This is a genomic window from Nocardia heshunensis, assembly GCF_054782115.1.
On record NZ_BAAGTC010000005.1, the window covers coordinates 431988 to 451568 of the forward strand.

Below are 19581 nucleotides of genomic sequence, written 5' to 3' on the forward strand. Positions count from 1 at the left end.
GCCATCAAACACGCAGCCAATGCTGGATGCTGGCAAGCAGCACGTCCGCATCGACCGGCTTGGTGACGTAGTCGTTCGCACCCGCCGCGAGGCTCTTGTCCCGGTCCCCGAGCATCGCTTTGGCCGTCACGGCGATAATCGGCAACTCCGCGTAGCGCGGGATCGCCCTGATCGTCTCGGTCGCGGCATACCCGTCGAGCTCTGGCATCATCACGTCCATCAGCACCAGGTCGACCTCCGGATGACCGACCAGCTTGTCGATACCTTCGCGGCCGTTCTCGGCATGGACGACGCTGATCCCGTGCAGTTCGAGAATGCTGCTGAGCGCGAACAGGTTTCGAGCGTCATCATCGACGATGAGTACCGTGCGTCCGGCCAGCTCGTCATTGGGCGGCTGGGCCGCCGAGACCGGAGCCTCCTCACGGCGCACCAAAGGCAGTACATCCCCGGGTGCCTCCGCCGTGACATGCAGCGCGATCCGTTCACGCAACTCGTCGAGGCTGGACAGCAGCTCGAGCGAGGTCCGAGCGACCCGCCGCTGCACTGCCTGCTCCTGCTCGCTGTCGAGGCGTCGGTTGTGCACCAGGACAGGTACAACACTGAATGTCGGGTCCCCGTCCATGATTTCGAGGAACCGCAGGGCGTTGTCGCCGGGCATGTCGAGTTCCAGCACTACGCAGTGGAACGTCTCGGAGGCCATGGCGGCCGCCGCTTCCTGCGCCTCGACCGCGCTCACGACCTGCACCGGCCCCCGGGGATCGTTGCGGTCGGCCAGATCGGCGACCGCGCTCTGGGCGACCATCGACAGCAAACCCTGGGAACGTTCTTCCAGAACCAACAACCGGCGCGGAGGCTGCGGCACAGCGGAATTGGTGCGCTGTTCGATTCTGCTTCCACCGGGTGCGTCATCGCGGTCGGCCTGCGGCGCGTCTTGAAAGTCCGGGCGCGCGACCGGAAGGTACAGGGTGAAGGTGCTTCCCTCATCGATCACGCTTTCAGCGGTGATGGCACCACCGAGCAGGTAGGCGATTTCGCGGCTGATCGACAGTCCCAGCCCGGTGCCGCCGTACTTGCGGCTGGTGGTGCCGTCTGCCTGCTGGAAGGCCCCGAAGATCGATTCGAGCTGATGCCCGGCGATTCCGATCCCGGTATCGACCACCCGGAAAGCGACGGCCGGGCCGTGACGGCGGACGGCTGCGGGCAGTTCCTGCGTGTTCGCCGGGCCGATCCGCAGTTCGACGGACCCGGTTTCGGTGAATTTCACCGCGTTGGACAGCAGATTTCGCAGGACCTGCCGCAGCCGGGAGTCGTCGGTGAGCAGCTCCCCCGGCACGCCCTCCCGGGTCGTGATCCGGAATCCGAGGCTTTTCTGCGTGGTCAACGGCCGGAAAGTGGCGTCGACGTAGTCCAGCAATTTCTGCAGTGGAACCCGCTCCGGGGCGATATCCATCTTCCCGGCCTCGACCTTCGACAGGTCGAGGATGTCATTGATCAGCTGCAGCAGATCCGAACCCGCGGAGTGGATGATGCCCGCGTACTCGACCTGCTTGGGAGTGAGGTTCCGATTCGGATTCTGCGCCAGCAGCTGCGCCAGGATCAGCAGGCTGTTGAGCGGCGTGCGCAGCTCATGGCTCATATTGGCGAGGAACTCCGACTTGTACTTCGACGTGAGCGAAAGTTCCTGTGCCCGGGTCTCCAGTTCCTGCCGCGCCTGCTCGATCTCGAGGTTCTTGGCCTCGATATCGCGGTTCTGCATGGCCAGCAGAGCCGCCTTCTCCTCCATCTCGGTGTTGTTGCGCTGCAACTCTTCCTGCCGCACCTGCAGTTCCTGGGAGCGAGCCTGCAGCTCAGAGGTGAGCCGCTGCGATTCGACCAGCAGTTCATCGGTACGGGCGTTGGCGATGATGGTGCTGACGTTGACGCCAACCGTCTCCATCAACTGGTCCAGGAAGTCACGGTGGATGCGCGTGAAGCGGTGCAGCGACGCCAATTCGATGACTCCGAGCACCTGATCCTCGACCGCAATCGGCAGTATCAGCAGGTTGAGCGGAGCCGTCTGCCCGAGGCCGGAGGAGATGGTCACGTAGGTGCCGGGGACATCGTCGACGGCGATCGTGCGGCGACTGCGGGCGGCCTGCCCGACCAGCGACTGACCGAACGTGAATTTCGTTGTGCCGCCGGATGATTCCGGGCTGCCGTAGGCGCTCAGCAATCGCAGCTCCGGCGGCTGGGCGGTCTCGTCGGCCAGGTAGAACGCGCCGTATTGCGCAGATACCAGCGGAACCAGCTCGTCCATGATCAATTCGGCGACCACGTGCAAGTCCCGCTGCCCCTGCATGAGACTCGAGATGCGGGCCAGATTGGTCTTGAGCCAGTCCTGATCCTGGTTGGCGCTGGTGGTCTCGCGCAGCGATTCCACCATCGAATTGATGTTGTCCTTGAGGTCGGCGACCTCGCCGGACGCCTCCACGGTGATGGAGCGGGTCAGGTCGCCCTCGGCGACCGCACTGGTGACTTCGGCGATGGCGCGCACCTGGCGGGTGAGGTTGCCCGCGAGTTCATTCACGTTCTCCGTCAGTCGTTTCCACGTGCCCGAGACTCCCTCGACCTCCGCTTGGCCACCGAGCCTGCCTTCGGATCCGACCTCCCGGGCGACGCGGGTGACCTCGGCGGCGAACGCCGAGAGTTGGTCGACCATCGTATTGATCGTGGTCTTGAGTTCGAGGATCTCGCCGCGGGCGTCGACGTCGATCTTGCTGGTCAGATCGCCCTGCGCCACCGCGGTGGTGACCTGAGCGATATTGCGCACCTGGTTGGTCAGGTTGTTCGCCATCGAATTCACATTGTCGGTCAAGTCTTTCCAGGTGCCCGCCACGTTCGATACCCGGGCCTGGCCGCCGAGCATGCCCTCGGTGCCGACCTCGCGGGCGACCCGGGTTACCTCGTCGGCAAACGCGGACAGGGTGTCGACCATCGTGTTGATCACGCCGGCCAGTGCCGCGACTTCGCCCTTGGCCTCGACCGTGATCTTCTGACTCAGGTCTCCGCGCGCGACCGCGGTGGCGACCTGAGCGATCGACCGCACCTGACCGGTCAGGTTCGATGCCATGACATTCACGTTGTCGGTCAGGTCTTTCCAGGTTCCCGACGCTCCCCGCACGGTCGCCTGTCCGCCCAGATTGCCCTCGGTGCCGACTTCGCGGGCTACGCGAGTCACTTCGTCGGCGAAGGACGACAGCTGATCGACCATCGTATTGATGGTCTCCTTGAGCTCGAGGATCTCCCCGCGCGCGTCCACCCGGATCTTCTGGGTCAGATCACCGTCGGCTACCGCCGTGGTGACCTGCGCGATCGAGCGCACCTGAGCGGTGAGGTTGTCGGCCATGACGTTCACCGACTCGGTGAGGTCCTTCCAGGTTCCGGAGACCCCCTTGACGTCGGCCTGTCCCCCCAGTCGACCGTCGGTGCCGACCTCGCGCGACACCCGGGTCACCTCGTCGGCGAAGGACGAAAGCTGTTCGACCATCGTGTTGATGGTGTTCTTGAGCTCCAGGATTTCCCCGCGCGCGTTCACGGTGATCTTCTGGGTCAGATCTCCCCGCGCGACAGCGGTCGCGACCTGGGCGATCGAACGCACCTGCGCCGTGAGGTTACCGGCCATGAAGTTCACCGAATCGGTCAGATCACGCCAGGTCCCCGAGACGCCTTTCACATCGGCCTGCCCGCCGAGCGCACCCTCGGTGCCGACTTCACGCGAGACGCGGGTGACTTCGTCGGCGAACGACGACAGCTGATCGACCATCGTATTGATGGTGTTCTTGAGCTCCTGGATCTCCCCGCGCGCGGTCACGGTGATCTTCTGGCTCAGGTCACCTCGTGCGACGGCCGTCGTCACCTGGGCGATATTGCGGACCTGGGCGGTGAGGTTGCCCGCCATCGCGTTCACCGAATCGGTCAGGTCCTTCCAGGTCCCGGAAACGCCGGGAACCTCGGCCTGGCCGCCCAACTGCCCTTCCGAGCCCACCTCGCGTGCGACGCGGGTTACCTCGGAGGTGAACAGCGACAACTGGTCGACCATCCCGTTGAAGACCGTCGCGATCTCGCCGAGCAATCCCTCGGTGTCGGTCGGCAGTCGGGTGCCGAAATCGCCGTCCCGCACCGCGGTCAATCCTGCCAGCAGTTGTCGCAGCTCGACCTGGCCAGCCGCTCCATCGAGCGGCTTCGCTGGACGGCGTGGTGCCGCCGCATCCGTCATTGCACCCTCACTCTGACCGCTCGATCACAGGCGCGATGCACCGAAGCGAGCTGGACGTAACCCTGAACGACGCCGGATAGAACCGGGTCATGAACGGGCGGTGAGGTGCTGGTTTGTGAACACCCGACCGTTACTGACTCTACGGGCCGCCGTGTCGGGACGTCAGCCTATCCGCCGCCGCTGTGCGCGTCGGCAGGCCGATGATCATTTCGGGGGCTGCGAGATCGCGTCTTCCAGGGTGTCGAACAGGGCCAGCACGTTGTCCAGGCCGGTCATCTCGATCGGTCGTCGCACCTGAGGCGACGCCACGACGCGTACCTGCTGAGAGTCTGCCGTGTCTGTGGCGACCAATAGTGTTGTCAGCCCTACGGATCCGATGAAATCGACCCCGGACAAATCAATGATCAGCCTCGGGGCGGTCGGCACCGCCGCTTCGAGCGCTTCGCGCAGCTGCCCGGCCGAGTTGATGTCGATTTCCCCGGTAGCCGACACCACGATGGTCTCACCCACCCGGCTCTGTGACACTGTCAGCAACGGAGGAATCCCGCTCTCGGTCACACTCGCTCCTAGACGATCTGTGGTTGCCACCTGGTCAGACGAGCGGCGAATCGAGTCTACGACAACCCGGGTTACCATCTCGGCGTTGTAGAGATCGACCGACGAATCGCCCCGGAATGTGTCCTGCCGGTCACCATCCCAGATCACTGGTTCGGCGACGATCGAACTGCACAACCATCCGGTATGCATCCTGATTCTCGTCGGCACGGTAGTCGATACTCAGCGCGTCGACCATCGACTCCAGTAAATGTCGGCTCAAGCTGTTCTTCGGCAGGACGTCAGCGGTTCGGGTGGGTGCGGACATCCGGACCTCGACCCGACGTCCGTCGTATTGAAGAGCGCAGGCAACTTCGTCTCCCACCTCAGCCCCCACCACCAGCGCGGTCACGACCTCGTCGATCGCCACTCGAACGTCGGCGACTACATCCAACGTGAAATCCGCTGTCAGCAAGACAGTTTCGACAACCGATCGCAACATGGGCAGCATGTCGGCCCGGGCGGCGACCGTCACCCCGATCGCTCCCGTGTGCGAGTCCGCCGACCCCTCCGAACCGTTGCCCGAGATGGCGGACCTGCCATTGAGCGGTAGACCGAAATCCGGGATCCAGTCATCCGCACCGTTTTCGCGTGGCCTTCCGTGCATCGTGCTCCGCCCTCCTGCCACGCGCGTGAAGCCTGCCGCTACCGCTTCCCACTGATTAACCCACAGAGGGCGGGACTAACACACTGCCGCGGACCGAATTGCCTGCGCCTCAACACGAGGACGCTACTCAGGCAGTACCACTCCAACGCACAATCAATCCATGTCCTGGTCCGGGATGCGGTCATGCAGGGTGAGCAGGATGTGGTCGAAAGCCAAGACGGTCGACCGCGGCGGGGCAGGAATCGTCGGGAGCTCGTCGATCAACTGCTGGGCCAGCGACCGCAATTTCACGTTCGTCTCCTGCGAACGCCAGATGAGTACCTTGAAGGCTTGATCGGCGTTGATGCGGTACATGCGCATCAACACGCCTTTCGCCTGCTCGATAACGGCGCGCGCCTGTACCAGTTCGGGTAGCCGCTGCTCCAAGGTGTCGCGTTCGGCGGCGGCAAGAGTGCCCGAAAGGTCGATATAGAACCCGGCCGTGCCGACCACACGGCCCGCCTCGTCGAGGATGCGATCCGCGACCACCATGACCTGATGCTCCTCGCCGACGGTATCGATGAATCGATGCCGGCTCGAGAACGGCTCGCCCTGGTCGATGGACCGAGCGATGGCTTCGGCGACATGCTCCCGATCGTCGGGATGCTTGTGCGCGAGCAGCAATTCGGTGGTCGGCTCGATCTCACCAGGAAGGTAGCCGTGCATGCGGTACACCTCGGGAGACCACTCCCACCGTCGGCTCTCGAACCAGAAGCGAAAACTTCCGGTGGCGGGGCCGCTGGTGGCAGCGGCCAACTCGATCGGCTCGTCATCATCATCGCGGGCCGGAGGCAGTTCATCAAAGGAACGAGAGTTCATGTCGGCAGCCTGGGTCATGACTAGTGGTGGACAATTCCCATCGACCGGCTGAGAAAATCTCTGCCTAGTGACTGAGATTAGATGTACCAGTGTCTACCAGTGATCGCAAGCACACTGAACAGGTAATCTAAGGCAGTTACCAGCGAGGAGAAGGATGAAACCTGATCCGGACCACCACCTGCCCGAATCGGACCACGCGGTGTACACCATCTCGGTGGCCGCCGAGTTGGCAGGGATCGGCGCACACACTCTCCGCCTGTACGAGCAGCATCGCCTGATCACTCCCGCCCGGAGTGCAGGCGGTACCCGCCGCTACAGCGGTGATGACCTCGCACGGCTACGCCGCATCGCGGCCCTCGCCGGGCAAGGGGTCAACCTCACGGCCATTGGGCGCATCCTGGAACTCGAAGACGCCAACGCCGCCCTGCGCGACACCAACACCGCACTCACAGCCGAGCGTGACGCCCTGAGCGCACCGCAGGCTCGGCAGCGAAAAGGGCTGCGCTCCTGAGTGATTCCCACATTGGCCGAGCCATCGGGTGGTGCGATGTTTCGGGCCGCACCTAGTTCGCTGCTGACCAATCGAGCCCCGGACCGTCTGCAACGGTTCAGGGCTCGCTGGGGATAATCGCCCACGTTGATCGCTCAGCATGTTTGACGAATCAGGACTCTACAAATCTCAACGATTGCCTGTGCGCTAGCTATGCCTTGAAGGAATGCGGCCTTCCCAGCGGCTTCCCTTGGCGCACTCCGCCTGCCGCACTCCGACGCACGGAAAGCAGATATGAGACGTTCTGCTGGGACATGCCCGAGAGGTCAGCCAAGCGGTCTTGCGTGTAGTAATCAGGATCAGCGGCACGGAGTCTTCGAAGCAAGCTCAGGCGGGCCTCCTTCGCTTTCTCAGCGGCAACGATCAGCCGGTTGTACTCCTGGAAGTGCGCGCGGATCAGTGAGTCGCGGTCGTCGTCATTCATCGCGCCGCCGCTCACCAACAGTTTGTACAAGGCGTTCAGGCCAGCGGTGCGTGAGAGACCAGGACCCGAACCACACAGCACCCCTTGTACAAACGATTTGTAGACCACCACCATCCACCGGCTCGAGCTGGTCCGGGCCGACGGCCAGACGCCGCAGACCCGAACCCGACGATCCGCAGTTGCCAGCGAAGGTCGTCGTTTGCCACCAGTTTGCCGACTCGGAAATCCCGTCGGCTGGTCGTGATTCAACACGCCGATCACCTGCTGGCGAAGAGCATTGGCGATCGTAGCCACTAGCAGCGACGGCTGCGTTGTGGAAGGCGGACGCCCCACTCCCGAAACCCTTGCCTCCGGCCCGGTCCCGCTGCGCAACAGCGCGGGAACAGCTGGGAATCCGACTCCAGTTTTCGCTCCATGTTTCGCAGCCAGAATCCAGGAATCCCCAGGAAAGCGCGGGAACTCCGGGGACATCGTCACAGGACGAAACCTGCAGGGCCAGAGGTAATTCCAGCCTCTGACGGCTCTTCCAAGAACAAGATCGATGTACCCAGGTTGATACGCCTTGAACCCGGGGAACGTCAAGGTCACAGCGTTGCGAGTGCATTACGCAGCCGCCGGACTCACACTTTGCTCACGTTTTGAGGGTCGCAGCGACTCCATCGCCACGACGTTGTCCACTGCTGGACGCGTGTATCCCTCGGGGTCGATGTAGTGCACGGTGGCGATCGTGGAATGCCGTAATCGCCTGGTGCGATTCGTGACTGGAAGATCGCCAGCCGGTCGGCGTTCGAGGCCCCCGGCTCAGACCGAGGGCCTCGAATCAGGATGGGCCGCAGCCGAGCACGGGCTGCGCGGTCCACCTTTCCTGCTGTGCGCCGTACTCGATGTCGACGACCGACAGCGGCTCGACGTCGATGATTTCGGTGAGGAATCCGGCGGCCTCCAGCGCGTCGAGATCGTGCCGGGCGACTGTGAGGAGATCCTCGACGGTGATCGGAGGCCCGATCCATCCGTCCTCGGCGACCGGTGCCCACGAGCCGTCCTCGTATTGCAGCCAGGCGGCCGGTCGCTCGCCGTTCAGGACCGCCAGCACCCCTTGAATGGACATCGCACGCCCTCAGCTCGGCCGCGGAGTCCGAGCCGTCGTGCTGCCAGGCGACACCGTGATCACGGTCGCGACCGCAAGTAGATCGGCTGGTATGTCGTGACCGTCGAAATGCGCAGTGCTGGGCACGATTACGGCATCGACGCCCAGCCGGTCGATCGCAACACGCAAACGGTGCGCCCGGTCTTCGGTGCGGTCGCTGAATACGAGCGTCTTGCGCAAGTCGTAGCCAGTCCGTTTGGCAGCTCGCATGATCTGCAGTTCGTCGCGCGGCTGGTTCAAGCCGGACACATCACTGCGCAAGAACCCGACAGCGGAAGGGAGCAGGCCCATCGTCACCACCCCCGGCTGATCGGAACATAGTTATGGGCTGGCTCGGCGGCAAGCCGTTGCTGTATGTCGTGAACCGTCGGCCGTCGGTGTTCGTCGTGACGTTGCAAGCCGGGCAACGCGATTCGCGCGGTGCACAGGAGTACTAGCGCGGCGAGGGTGAGAGCAACGATGATTTCCATGTCGGGTGTTCTCCATGTCCGTGCAAGGTGTTGGAGGGCACCCGACGCCGAGACCTCGGCTAGCGTCCCGACGTCGTGTGCAACTTCAACGTTCCTGCTCAGGAGCCCTCGAAAGAAGTGACCGGCCGGGTACTGCGCGGGTACTCTCGGTGCACTTACCGGCACAAGGGAACCGATGTGAGCATTTGCCCGCGGTGGACAGGCGCCGAAACGAAGGCTCTCCGTGACGCGCTGCGCATGACCAAAGAAGAGTTCGCAGCCCATATCGGCGTCTCGTACGACGCCGTGAAGAAGTGGGAACGCCGACTCGAAGACATCACGCTCACGCCCCACTACGCCGAGCGCCTGGACCAGAAGCTCGGCACTGCGGATGTAGCTGCGGTACAGCGATTCTGGGCGATCCGAAATGCGCCTGCCCCTGTCGAATCCGACGTGCAGCCGACTGTCAGTCGGGGGCCCGGATCCGGTGTCGACAAGGACGATTGCGTGATCGTGTCTGCCCGTACGCTCACCGGGGAGGTGGTGTTGGTGGCCGTGTCACGCCGCAGTCTCGTCCTCGGAATCGGTGCCGGGGTGCTCGGATCCGCAGCGACCTCAACGCTCGCCATCGGCCGAAACGCCTCCGGCAGTATGGCCTTGGCCTCGATGTTTGCCAACACCTCGATCGATCATCTCGTGCATTTCGACACGATGCGGATGTCGCTGATCGAATCCGACAACCTCTATGGCGCGGCCCGGACCTTGCCGCATGTCCTCGACAGTCTGGCTCTGCTCGGTGAGCTGCGGCGAGGCAAGGTCGGCGACGCTCGCGGGATGCTCCGGATGCAGGCCATGTTCGCCGAAACCGCTGCGTGGCAATACCAAGACCAACGTGACTTCGTGAACGCCCAGCATTGGGCCGCGAAGGCTCTGCAGTGGTCCCATCAGCTCGCGGACGACTACTACATCGGACTGTCGCTGGTTCGCATGAGCCAGCTCGCCTGCGACCAGGGCGATGCGAGCGAGGCAGAGGAACTCGCCGACGCCGCACACCGCAGCGCGCCACACGACTCGCTGTTCTCCGCCGCCGCCCTGACATTCCGGGCCCATGCTCAGGCACTGGACGGAGGTTCACCAGAAAGCGCTCGCACCTATGATGCCGCGCGGGCGATCGTGGCGATCGCCACCGATGACCCGAAATGGGGCATGTTCCTCGACGACTCCTACATCGACGCCTACCAGGCACACACCTTCGCCGAGACGGGCGAACACTCCCGAGCCACACGACAATTCACCGATGCATTGACTCGGATGCAGCCGGGATACCCACGCGACAGGGGCGTCTACCTCGCCCGCACCGCGGTCTCCCACATGGCAGCCGGCGAGATCGAGCCAGCAGCCGTGGCGGGGCGATCCGCCCTGGAGATCGGTATCGGCACCAGGTCGGCTCGCATCCTCCACAAGGTCCGCGAACTGTCGGGCATGATCGATCCCGACAGCAAGCAAACCGGCGTCGCCGAGTTCCGCGACGCCTTCACCGCTTGGAAGGCGGAAGGTTGGCTCGACCATACGTAATGCTCTCCGTCGCCGTCAGCCTCGACGGCTACATCGACGACACCATCCCCGAACGCCTCTACCTGTCCAACGATCGGGATTTCGACGGCGTCGACGCCCTGCGGGCCGAATGCGACGCCATCCTCATCGGAGCCGAAACAGTACGCCGCGACAACCCACGGCTGTGGCTGCGCAGCGAGGAACGCCGCGCCACACGGGTCTCCGCGGGCAAGCCCGCCAATCTGCTGAAGGTGACCGTCACCCGATCCGGCGATCTCGACCCGGCGGCACGCATGTTCCATCACCACACCGAGGCTGGAAAACCGTTGGTGTACACCACCATCGAAGGCGCAGAGAAGATCGGTAACCAACTGAGCGACGTCGCCCAAGTCGTCGCGATCACGGAACCGGAATTCTGGCCAGCTGTGCTCGACGATCTCGGCCGACGCGGGATCGAGCGCCTGATCGTCGAAGGCGGGACACACATCCACACAGCCTTCCTCTCCGAAGGGCTCGCCGACGAGCTGCGCTACGCGGTAGCGCCACTGCTAATCGGTCAAGCGGACGCACCGCGATTCGTCAACCCCGCCCAGTTCCCCGGCGGCACTCGACGACGCCTGGAATTCGTCGACGCCACAGTGCTCGACGACGTCGTGGTCCTGCAATATCGCCCGAAAGCAACCAGTACAACCGAGCCTGGTCATTAGAAAAATGAGCATGACTCGTATCGGTATTACGGGGAGGTCGATGCCGTCCTGGCGGGCCGCGCGGCCACCTACGACGACCTCCCCAAGCTCGAACTCACCGGCCGGATCCTCACCGAAACACTCCGCATCACCTCACCGGGTTGGATCTTCACCCGCACCACGACCGCGGACACCGAAATGCACGGCCACTCCATCCTCACCGGCACGACAATCGTCTACAGCCCCTACCTCATTCACCACCGACGCGATCTCTATCCAGACCCCGACCGGTTCGACTCCGATCGATGGACACCCGAGCGGGCCACCGCACCAGCCCGCGCCGCGCTCATCCCGTTCGCCGGTGGACCTCGCAAGTGCATCGGCGACACCTTCGCGATGACAGAAGCAACACTCGCACTGGCCACCATCGCCAGTAGATGGCGACTGAAAGCGCTGCCCGGCAACAATGTACGTACCGCCCTGGCCACTGAATTGCGACCCCGCAGTCTGCGGCTGCGTGCCGTCACGCGAGCATAGAAGCCAACCAGCCCGATGTCACCAGCCGAACGAATGCCCCCGGGTGAACACCACCCCTGCCGCACCCCGCATGCGGCCGTGCCCAGCCCCGATGTGTCACAGCGTGTGTCATTGAGCCGTGTCCCCGATCAGAGTGATTCCTGAGCTGGACTCGGTCATCCAGGTCGTGGACGGGCTCTGAACAGTGTTGCGGTGATAGCGAATTCGCTGATCGGACCGGATCACTGATCGTTGTGTTGATCCCATGACATATTCGGGAGTGGTGAAGGTCGGCGGCCCGGCAGACGTGCAGGAGCTGACCGATGTGGTGATCTCGAAAGTGGCGGTGGGCCCGATGGACAACAACGCCTACCTACTGCACTGCCGCACGACCGACGAACAATTGCTCATCGATGCTGCGGCGGAACCACACACCCTGCTGACCCTCATCGGAGACAGCGGTATCGCGTCGGTGGTGACCACCCATCGGCATCCCGACCATTGGGGTGCGCTGCGCGAGGTGGTCGACGCGACCGGTGCGCGCACCTATGCCGGACGCTACGACAGCGACGGCATCCCGGTCCCGACCGACGTACCGGTGGAAGACGGCGACAGCATCACCGTCGGACGAATCGAGCTGACCGTGCGGCGGCTGGTCGGCCACACCCCCGGCCGCATCGCCTTGATCTACGACGACCCGCACGGCCACGGCCACGTCTTCACCGGCGACTGCCTGTTTCCCGGGGGCATCGGCAATACCAACAATGACCCAAAGGCGTTCGCCAGCTTGCTCGGTGACGTCGAGACCAAACTCTTCGGCCAGCTGGCCGACGACACCTCGGTCTATCCCGGCCACGGCGCGGACACGACCCTGAGCGCTGAGCGTCCGCATCTCGAGGAATGGCGAAAGCGCGGTTGGTAACCGCCGTCCGCCACTAACCCAATTGACAAGCCCGGCCAGGCCCGCTTCCGCCGCTAGGCGCGCGGGCCTTGGCCGTCTCCCGACCTGGTCGGAGACCGTGAGGCACACGCACGTGGATCTTTCAGCACCCCGCGTCGGACGCTTCGGCCAACGCGGGAAGCGGCTAGTTAGAGACTGGTGTCAGGCTTGGATCCCGGCCAGGATTTGATCCAGGTGCCCGGTGGGGTGCTCCCTATATGCGGCTGCCCAGAGGGGTGCCAGATGAGGACGTTCGCCAGCCTCAGCGGTTTGGGCTTTCCAAGCGCATCAAATAGCCAAGCCGCGAGATCCCCGAAGCGAACATGCCAGCACCAGCGATGAGGCCGAACGACACCCACCACGGGATGACCCGAACTGCCGAGAGCACGAACGCGGGGACCAAAATCGCTGCGTAGGTGGCCGTAAAGAGCCTCCACGAGAAGGGGGCTCCGATGCGGACGAACAAGTCGTAGGGCCTGACCTGACCCAAACGTGAGTGCACACCCGAGCGGGCACGAGCCACCCTGATCGCGATCCAGAAGCCGACGACGCATAGCAGCGGCAGAACGACTATCAAGAGGAGCGCTCCGACTGTGTTGTCCATAGTCAGCTTCCTGATCGGCGAGGTTCACGGGATAGCGCGAACGTGACGTTAGGGCCAACCGACTGGCTCTCGTCCTAACAACACGCCAATGGCTTTCCCCTCCCCGGAAACGTGCGGTAGGCACATCCCGAACGGCTGGCCGCGCCGTTCGGGATGCTCTGCATTCGACAGTTCAGTGTGTTCGTCGACGGCGGATCGTCACGGCCACTTGATCTTCCGCCCAAGCCGCGCTGGCCGATTCGGATAGCGCGGCGGGGCGTCCGATTCCTGGTCGTCCACCTGGCGCACAGGTTCGGCGAATCCGTGCACCCTCGCGATCACAACCTCAGCCGCCGCGCCGGATCAATGCCTTCCGCCACCGAGACGCGTCGCTGGTCGAACGGTCGCGACTGCCCGCGCCATTGCGGGTCATACGGGACGGAATCCGGTGCCGACCCCACCGGCGGCATCGATGGCCGCCAGGATCTGGTCAATGGGCCGGAACCGTTCCGGCTGATGCACCGGCATCGCGGCGTCCACACAGGGCAGGTCCACTCGGACTTGTCCGTATCCGGTCAGCCGTCCCAGGTTCACGCCGACCAGCTGATCCCCCACCGTCACCGGGCCGCCTGAATCACCTGGCATCGAGCAGGATTGAGTGAGCACCTGCCCGTCCATCGAGCCCCATACGACTCCGCAGTCGAATCCGCTCGAGCGGCCGTTGGCGCACACCGTCCCCCCGGACCCGGTGTCGCTCCGATCCCCGCGATGGTCGTCGCACCCACGCTGCGCACGGGCGTCACCCTCGCCGCGTCGAACTCCACGACCGCGTAGTCCAGGTTGGTGCCACGATCGGACATCGCGACAGTGCCGACCACCCCGACCCCGAGGCCCTGCTCGGCACGCACCTCGGTACCCTCGGACGCGCAATGTCCCGCGGTGAGCCCGACCAGGCGACCGGCTCCGTCATAGCCGATCGCGGCCAGCGAACATCCCGACGAGGCACCGAGCACAATGCCCGAACTGCCGCCCAGCAGTGCGGTCTCCGGCGCGGCATGCCCAACGGCGATCCCTGCCCCGATCAGACCGGCGGCGAGGATGGTGGTGAGTGCGATTCGTATGGTGATCATGTCTTCACCTGTTCCTTCGTGAAGTAAGGCGTCTGTTCCTTCGTGAAGTAAGGCGTCGGATTTCTGCAGTGTTGTGAACCTGACGATGACCGGGACGCGGAGTCGACCGAACCCGGCCGCGGGGCTGATCCCCACAGCCCTGAGGCTGTGCTCGGTACGACCGCTTGCTGTGGGTCGCACGATCGTTCGATCGGACGTCTGTTCTCCTGCGCCGGGATTCAGTACTGGCGCATTTGGACGACGGTGCCATTGTATTGGCCGGGGTCGGTGAGCCAGAGGTCTACCGAACCGTCAGGGTGAGTGGCCGCTTCACGCCATAGCTGGGCGAAGGAGTAGCCGCTGTACCAATTGCCGTACGAGTCCTGGAATAACGGGCTCGTCGAATACCAGGCAGGGTCGGCGAATTGATGCTGTGGCGTGGAGGTCTGATCGATCCAGTCGGGAATTCCGGTGTTCGAGAGGAAGGCGGTTTCGTTGTGGTCGAGGGCGATATACACATAACCGTCGTCGGGATTCACCGACCATTCGGCCGCTGACGCCGACCCTGCACCGAGCACCGCGGCGGTCATTGCGATCGCTACTCCGCCACCGATGGTCCACTGTCGTACGTTCATTTCGATACCGCCTTTCCGGCTCGTTTCCAGAGCTTGCTGTGGGTACCGATAACTAGAGCTGGAACACCACTGGCAACGGAAGCGGTGTGCCTGTCATACCGGATCGCCAACCCTTGTCACACGAGGGTTGCCACCGGTCACAGCCACGAGAACAAGCTGAGCCCACCCACGTGTGCTGCGTCACTCCGGGATGCGAGACGGGGGCAGGAGTGGGCCTGATACAGGCTCGTGACCAGCGTGATGACCAAAGGAGTGTGAGTCCGGCAGCCATCAAAGGGGTGACAGCGCCGGAAGGTGACCGATGGCGAGAACCCCTCAATCACGAGCCGCAACAGACCTGCCCACACCCCGCCGCCGGCCAGCAGTAACCCCGGCTCGCTGCCTGGACAATCGACGCGCCCGATTCAAGATCCTTCACAACCCGATCCCGGTGCACCCCGAATCTGGGGGTCAGTGTGACGTTGGGGTGCACCCCACTTCGGGATCGAGTTCTGGAATATTCGAGTGGACAGTGGGCTGTTATCGTTGGGAAAGAAGCCAATCGAGGAGGATCACCGCGCCGTAGACGGGGATGATTGCCATTCCGGCGAGAAATCGGATGGTGCCGTGGCTGACCCGTTGAGGACGATTTCGTAATTTCACCACAACAACAATCACCGTATACAAACCCAACGCGATAATTGGTCCGATCGCGGTGGCGGCGGTGAACAGCAATGGGGCCGCGGCGAGCACGCTGACCACTGTCAAGATCGCGCCGGCACATATGCCGAGTAGCAGTTGAGCGCCGTCGCGAAGCCACTTTTTGACGATCACATTCTCACTTCGCCCATCGATCACCGTAGTGTGCCTCCAGCCCGTAGATGACCAGGTTGTTCATAAATCGCTGCCAGGGAAAGGTGCTGATGAGGTTGTAGAGGGTGCGGGCGGGGCCTCCGCCGAGCGAGCCCAAGCCTCCGACGATTTTCCCGATGACCTCTAGTGATAGTTCGCCATTGCCGTTCTTGAAGATCCGAAAGTGGATAGTCGAACCGTACCCATCGGGATGCCCTTCACCCAGGGTCATGTATTCGATGTTGATCTCTTTGCCGTCGTAGTCCATCTGGGTGACCTCGACCGGAAAGGGCTGGTTCATGGGGGCGTGCCCACCCGCTCCAACACTCAAGTCGAGCCGATCGCCGACCTTGGGCATCTGCTGCGGCGCACCGCCGATCGGGAAAACACAACTGTAGCAACGCTGTAACGCGGCCCATGCGTCAGCGACCGTGACGATCTGCGACGCCTTGCCGACCGCCGTGGACGATGCCTGCGCACCGGGCTGAGAGAAATACTTACCCGTAGACGGATCCCAGAGCACATATGTGTTCGCGAGATCGCCATTCACGGTGTAGGTGTCGTCGTAAACCCACGGTTCGGATCCGCCCGGAATGTCGCTGACCTGCTGTAGCCCCGGCCGGAATCGTAGCGCGGGAGCAAGGAACGCTGCCGCGCCGACCAGCAGTAGCAGCGGCACTCGAGGATCCGGCCCGGGCTCGTGGGACCCGGATGGAGCCGTTGATTGAACGGTAGGCGCCGCAGGGGCAAAGGGCACCACCGATACCGGATTCTGTGGTTGGGGAGTTACGCTCGGCGCAGGAGCATCGACCGGTGGGGGCACCAGCGCTGGGTCCGGCGCAGGCGTTACTGGGATCTGTTGCGGAGCGGCCGGAGCCGGAGCCTGATTTCCGGGTTGCGCGGGGGTCTGTGCACCCGGCACCGGCACTATCGGCGTTCCGTTGCCCGGGGGGATCGGTGGCGGCGTGAGCGCGCCTGCCCCGACGCCGCCTCCGCTGCCTTGCTGGGAGGGCATGCCCGGAGCCTGCGAAGGCAGCGGAGGTGGGGTGGAAACCGTCGGCGGGCCGCCCGGCGGCACGGTCGGGGTGTCGATGCAGGGCCAGCCCGGGTGCATGGCCTGCCACTGCTCACAAGGCACATATCCCTGCGCAGTCGCCTTGGGCGACCCGGCAAAGACTGCGGCTCCAACCCCGAGGCTGAGCGCACCCAGGGCCAGAACGAGCGCTGTGCGCTGCACGAGCCCCGCCCTCATCGCCGCTCCCGGCGGGCCTTGATCTGTTCCCGCAGGCTGTCGATAGCCCACCAGGTCAGTCGTCCGGCGATGGACATATAGAGGAAGAACGCCAGGTACACCAGGACTGCGCCGTAGTCGTCGGCCCAGCCGGGCATCCGGTTCAGGTTCGCGAACGCAACGATCAGCAACAACAGACCCAGCGCGACGGAGCCGGCCGCGATGGCGGTCGGGTTGAGGGGTTGTGGTGCGGATGCAGGCCGCTGGTTGGTGGTGGCGTGGGTCATAGTCGATACTCCTTGGTTCCGAAGGACCGGTGGTGTCTCGGGATTCATGGAAAGCACCGGTATAGAGCTGGGGTCAGAGCCAGATGGGGTCGCCGTAGACGGTGACGGTGTTGTCCGCGGTCGGCGTGGAGATGCGGGCGGTGGCGTAGGAACGCAGGGTGACTGGGCCCATGCAGGCGTCGATTTTGACTTCGACCTGGTCGGCGGTGATCGAGGCGCGGTTGGTGGCCAGGGGTTTGGAGCCGAAGTCGATGGTGGCGATGGAGCCGGGGCGCAGGGTGGTGGAGATGTTGGGGTTGATCGAGGCCTGCCCACCGACGGTGACGCCGGGGAACTGGGAGATGGTGACCGAGGCGTTGGGGCCGATGGACAATCCCATGCCCAGGGTGAGGCCGCTCGAGACGTCGACCTGACAGCCGATCTGATAGCCCAGGGTCACGGTGCCCGCGGTGATCGGTTGCGTCCCGGTACCTCTGATCTCGGCCACCGCTTTCAAGGCAACGAAACCTTCGCGGGTGAACATGGTGGCGGCCAGGTTCGGATAACGGTCGAGGTTCTCGCTGGTTTTGGTGATGGACAGTTGCCAGCCGTCGTCGGTGTCGACCACACGATTCTTGTCCGGCACCGTGTCGGCCGAGCCTGTGCCCGCAGTCAGGGCCAGCAGGGCTGCGGCGGCCGAGGCGGTGAGCGCGGTGGCGAGTGTGGTGTGCGAGGTGACCATGTTTGCTCCCTGCCCCTTCCTGGAGTTGCGGGTCGATGGCTTCGATGCGGCAACTAGAGCTGGAAACTCACTGTCAACGGAATCGGCGCACCTGTCACACCCGGATGTAAACGCCTGTCACACCCAGGGTTTCCACAGGTCAAAACACACAAATGGACCAAGAATCGCCGCAGTGATCCGCGCCACCGTGACAGCGCGGCCCCTAGAATTCACACTCGTGAACCACCGCGAGCAGGGCCGTGAAGCGTTGGCGCAACGCCTTAAGCAATTGCGTGGCGAACATTCGGCGTTGAGTTTGCGGACGATCGGGCAGCGTGCGCAGGTCAGTCACACCACGGTCTCGCGGGCGTTCTCGACCGAGGGCAAACTGCCCTCCTGGGGTTCGATCGCCGCGATCACCCGGGTGCTCGGTGGCACCGGCAGCGAGGTCGAACCGCTGTGGCTGTGGGCATCGACCGGCGCACTACCCGCCGTACCCGGAACCGACGAGCGCGTCTATGAAGCCGACGCGACGAGCACCATGCATCGCTGGTTCATTCCCGTATGCGCGGTCGCGACCATCGGGCTGATCATTCTGGCAATCGCGCACAACGCGATTCCAGCGCAATCGAGTGCCGACCGTTGGCTCGGTGACGTCATTCAAACCGTGTTCGCCGCCGCAGCCACCATCGCCTTCGGCATTCGCGCGCGGCGTATGACCGGGAGCGAACGCCGGTGGTTGTGGTTGGCCTGCCTGGCCTGCGGTTGCTGGACCGTGGCCATGATGTGCTGGATCGTCGTGCACGAAATCGAAGGCAGCCACCATCGTGGGGTAGTTCTTGCCGAGGCCGGCTTCCACGGCTACTCGCTGCTCATGCTCGCCGCGCTGTGGCTGCGTAACCTGACCCCGACCCGAGTTCCCCGAGCGAGCGTCGTGCAGACCGTCGCGCTCATCGCCGTGACCGCACTCTCGGTACCCGCCTCGGTGTGGATTCTCACCGTCCTGATCGACACCGACCGCACCGACACCGACACCACCCTGATCCGGCTGACCTACCTGTATCCCATCGCGGACGGCGCCATGCTCGCCATGGCCGTGTTCGCCTCGCTGAGCGGCGTCCGCATCATCCAATCACGCTTGCTCGCAACCGCATTCGGTGCCCACGCGATCGGCGGCATCCTCGCCACCACCTACCGCAGCGCCAGCGCCTCCGCCGACCTGGTCGCCAGCGCGGAATTCGCCTTCACCACCTTCGCCGTGCTGCTGGCCCTGGCCGCCCTCGCGCCCACCGACCACCGCACCCGGCCCGCGTGGCACCTTCACATCGTCATCCGCGTCCTGCAAGCGGTGGGCTTGATCGCGATCACGATCTACACCCTCACCCTCGCCACCGGCAACCTTCCTCCGGCCATCACCCCCTACACCGCCGCTGCTCTCGTACTCCTGCTGATCGCGGCCCTCATCGCCAGCCTCCCCCATTCGACCGAAGCCCGGCGAGATTCTCACCAACGGGATGATGTAGTTGGCAAGAACTAGGCCCGATCATGCGGTGCCCAAACCATTCCCGGGCGACGACTGCGACCCAGAAATTGCCGTCGACTTCACGGTCTTTCTTGTGCCGCTG

At 64.0% G+C, this 19581-nt stretch carries 20 protein-coding genes and 1 pseudogene; 7 read left to right on the forward strand and 14 right to left on the reverse strand.

The window, feature by feature from the left end; all coding sequences use genetic code 11:
• Positions 1 to 4: 4 nt before the first annotated feature.
• The 4 genes from ACYVN4_RS20755 to ACYVN4_RS20770 all read right to left on the reverse strand — a co-directional run bounded on the left by ACYVN4_RS20755 (position 5) and on the right by ACYVN4_RS20770 (position 6314).
• On the reverse strand, positions 5 to 4255 hold the full coding sequence (locus ACYVN4_RS20755) for a HAMP domain-containing protein (RefSeq protein WP_460723554.1): 4251 nt from the start codon (positions 4253 to 4255) through the stop codon (positions 5 to 7).
• 204 nt (positions 4256 to 4459) lie between these two features.
• The gene (locus ACYVN4_RS20760) at positions 4460 to 4813 is read right to left on the reverse strand and encodes an STAS domain-containing protein (protein WP_460723556.1); all 354 of its coding nucleotides are present in this window, start codon (positions 4811 to 4813) and stop codon (positions 4460 to 4462) included.
• 130 nt (positions 4814 to 4943) lie between these two features.
• Positions 4944 to 5324: a hypothetical protein gene (locus ACYVN4_RS20765; RefSeq protein ID WP_460723558.1), complete on the reverse strand. Its 381-nt coding sequence runs from the start codon at positions 5322 to 5324 to the stop codon at positions 4944 to 4946.
• Between the two features lie 285 nt (positions 5325 to 5609).
• Positions 5610 to 6314, reverse strand: a complete 705-nt coding sequence (locus ACYVN4_RS20770) for a PAS and ANTAR domain-containing protein (RefSeq protein WP_460723560.1) — start codon at positions 6312 to 6314, stop codon at positions 5610 to 5612.
• Positions 6315 to 6468: 154 nt separating this feature from the next.
• Here ACYVN4_RS20770 and ACYVN4_RS20775 point away from each other — a divergent pair, with 154 nt between their 5' ends.
• A complete protein-coding gene (locus ACYVN4_RS20775; RefSeq protein ID WP_460723562.1) occupies positions 6469 to 6825 on the forward strand; it encodes a MerR family transcriptional regulator in 357 nt (118 codons plus the stop codon).
• A gap of 190 nt (positions 6826 to 7015) precedes the next feature.
• On the opposite strand, the gene ACYVN4_RS20780 is transcribed toward ACYVN4_RS20775, so the two are convergent.
• Positions 7016 to 7402, reverse strand: a complete 387-nt coding sequence (locus ACYVN4_RS20780; RefSeq protein ID WP_460723564.1) for a hypothetical protein — start codon at positions 7400 to 7402, stop codon at positions 7016 to 7018.
• A 706-nt stretch (positions 7403 to 8108) separates the two neighbouring features.
• Positions 8109 to 8396, reverse strand: a complete 288-nt coding sequence (locus ACYVN4_RS20785; protein WP_460723566.1) for a hypothetical protein — start codon at positions 8394 to 8396, stop codon at positions 8109 to 8111.
• A 96-nt stretch (positions 8397 to 8492) separates the two neighbouring features.
• Here ACYVN4_RS20785 and ACYVN4_RS20790 point away from each other — a divergent pair, with 96 nt between their 5' ends.
• The 5 genes and pseudogenes from ACYVN4_RS20790 (at position 8493) to ACYVN4_RS20810 (ending at position 12562) form a co-directional block, all read left to right on the forward strand.
• The gene (locus ACYVN4_RS20790) at positions 8493 to 8756 is read left to right on the forward strand and encodes a hypothetical protein (protein ID WP_460723568.1); all 264 of its coding nucleotides are present in this window, start codon (positions 8493 to 8495) and stop codon (positions 8754 to 8756) included.
• Between the two features lie 386 nt (positions 8757 to 9142).
• Positions 9143 to 10459 carry a hypothetical protein gene (locus tag ACYVN4_RS20795; RefSeq protein WP_460723570.1) on the forward strand — a complete coding sequence of 439 codons (1317 nt, stop codon included), beginning with the start codon at positions 9143 to 9145 and terminating at the stop codon, positions 10457 to 10459.
• The gene (locus tag ACYVN4_RS20800; protein WP_460723572.1) at positions 10459 to 11145 is read left to right on the forward strand and encodes a RibD family protein; all 687 of its coding nucleotides are present in this window, start codon (positions 10459 to 10461) and stop codon (positions 11143 to 11145) included. The genes ACYVN4_RS20795 and ACYVN4_RS20800 overlap by 1 nt, the downstream gene beginning before the upstream one ends.
• Before the next feature lie 39 nt (positions 11146 to 11184).
• A pseudogene (locus tag ACYVN4_RS20805) lies at positions 11185 to 11661 on the forward strand (cytochrome P450); the annotation flags it as partial.
• A 244-nt stretch (positions 11662 to 11905) separates the two neighbouring features.
• Positions 11906 to 12562, forward strand: coding sequence for an MBL fold metallo-hydrolase (locus ACYVN4_RS20810; RefSeq protein WP_460723574.1), 657 nt, complete (start codon positions 11906 to 11908; stop codon positions 12560 to 12562).
• A 280-nt stretch (positions 12563 to 12842) separates the two neighbouring features.
• On the opposite strand, the gene ACYVN4_RS20815 is transcribed toward ACYVN4_RS20810, so the two are convergent.
• The 8 genes from ACYVN4_RS20815 to ACYVN4_RS20850 all read right to left on the reverse strand — a co-directional run bounded on the left by ACYVN4_RS20815 (position 12843) and on the right by ACYVN4_RS20850 (position 17977).
• The gene (locus ACYVN4_RS20815; RefSeq protein WP_460723576.1) at positions 12843 to 13184 is read right to left on the reverse strand and encodes a hypothetical protein; all 342 of its coding nucleotides are present in this window, start codon (positions 13182 to 13184) and stop codon (positions 12843 to 12845) included.
• Between the two features lie 408 nt (positions 13185 to 13592).
• On the reverse strand, positions 13593 to 13784 hold the full coding sequence (locus ACYVN4_RS20820) for a hypothetical protein (RefSeq protein WP_460723578.1): 192 nt from the start codon (positions 13782 to 13784) through the stop codon (positions 13593 to 13595).
• The gene (locus ACYVN4_RS20825) at positions 13781 to 14293 is read right to left on the reverse strand and encodes a chymotrypsin family serine protease (RefSeq protein ID WP_460723580.1); all 513 of its coding nucleotides are present in this window, start codon (positions 14291 to 14293) and stop codon (positions 13781 to 13783) included. The genes ACYVN4_RS20820 and ACYVN4_RS20825 overlap by 4 nt, the downstream gene beginning before the upstream one ends.
• 218 nt (positions 14294 to 14511) lie before the next feature.
• Positions 14512 to 14862 (reverse strand): hypothetical protein, encoded by a 351-nt coding sequence (locus ACYVN4_RS20830; protein WP_460723582.1) that lies wholly within the window; start codon positions 14860 to 14862, stop codon positions 14512 to 14514.
• A 564-nt stretch (positions 14863 to 15426) separates the two neighbouring features.
• Entirely contained in the window at positions 15427 to 15720 is a 294-nt protein-coding gene (locus ACYVN4_RS20835; protein ID WP_460723583.1) for a hypothetical protein, read from the reverse strand.
• A gap of 4 nt (positions 15721 to 15724) precedes the next feature.
• Positions 15725 to 16417 (reverse strand): hypothetical protein, encoded by a 693-nt coding sequence (locus ACYVN4_RS20840; protein ID WP_460723585.1) that lies wholly within the window; start codon positions 16415 to 16417, stop codon positions 15725 to 15727.
• A gap of 569 nt (positions 16418 to 16986) precedes the next feature.
• Positions 16987 to 17256, reverse strand: a complete 270-nt coding sequence (locus ACYVN4_RS20845; protein ID WP_460723587.1) for a hypothetical protein — start codon at positions 17254 to 17256, stop codon at positions 16987 to 16989.
• A gap of 73 nt (positions 17257 to 17329) precedes the next feature.
• Positions 17330 to 17977, reverse strand: coding sequence for an MspA family porin (locus tag ACYVN4_RS20850; RefSeq protein ID WP_460723589.1), 648 nt, complete (start codon positions 17975 to 17977; stop codon positions 17330 to 17332).
• Here ACYVN4_RS20850 and ACYVN4_RS20855 point away from each other — a divergent pair.
• Positions 17976 to 19493 (forward strand): helix-turn-helix domain-containing protein, encoded by a 1518-nt coding sequence (locus ACYVN4_RS20855; protein WP_460724053.1) that lies wholly within the window; start codon positions 17976 to 17978, stop codon positions 19491 to 19493. The two genes, ACYVN4_RS20850 and ACYVN4_RS20855, sit on opposite strands and share 2 nt — an antisense overlap.
• Positions 19494 to 19581 lie beyond the last annotated feature (88 nt).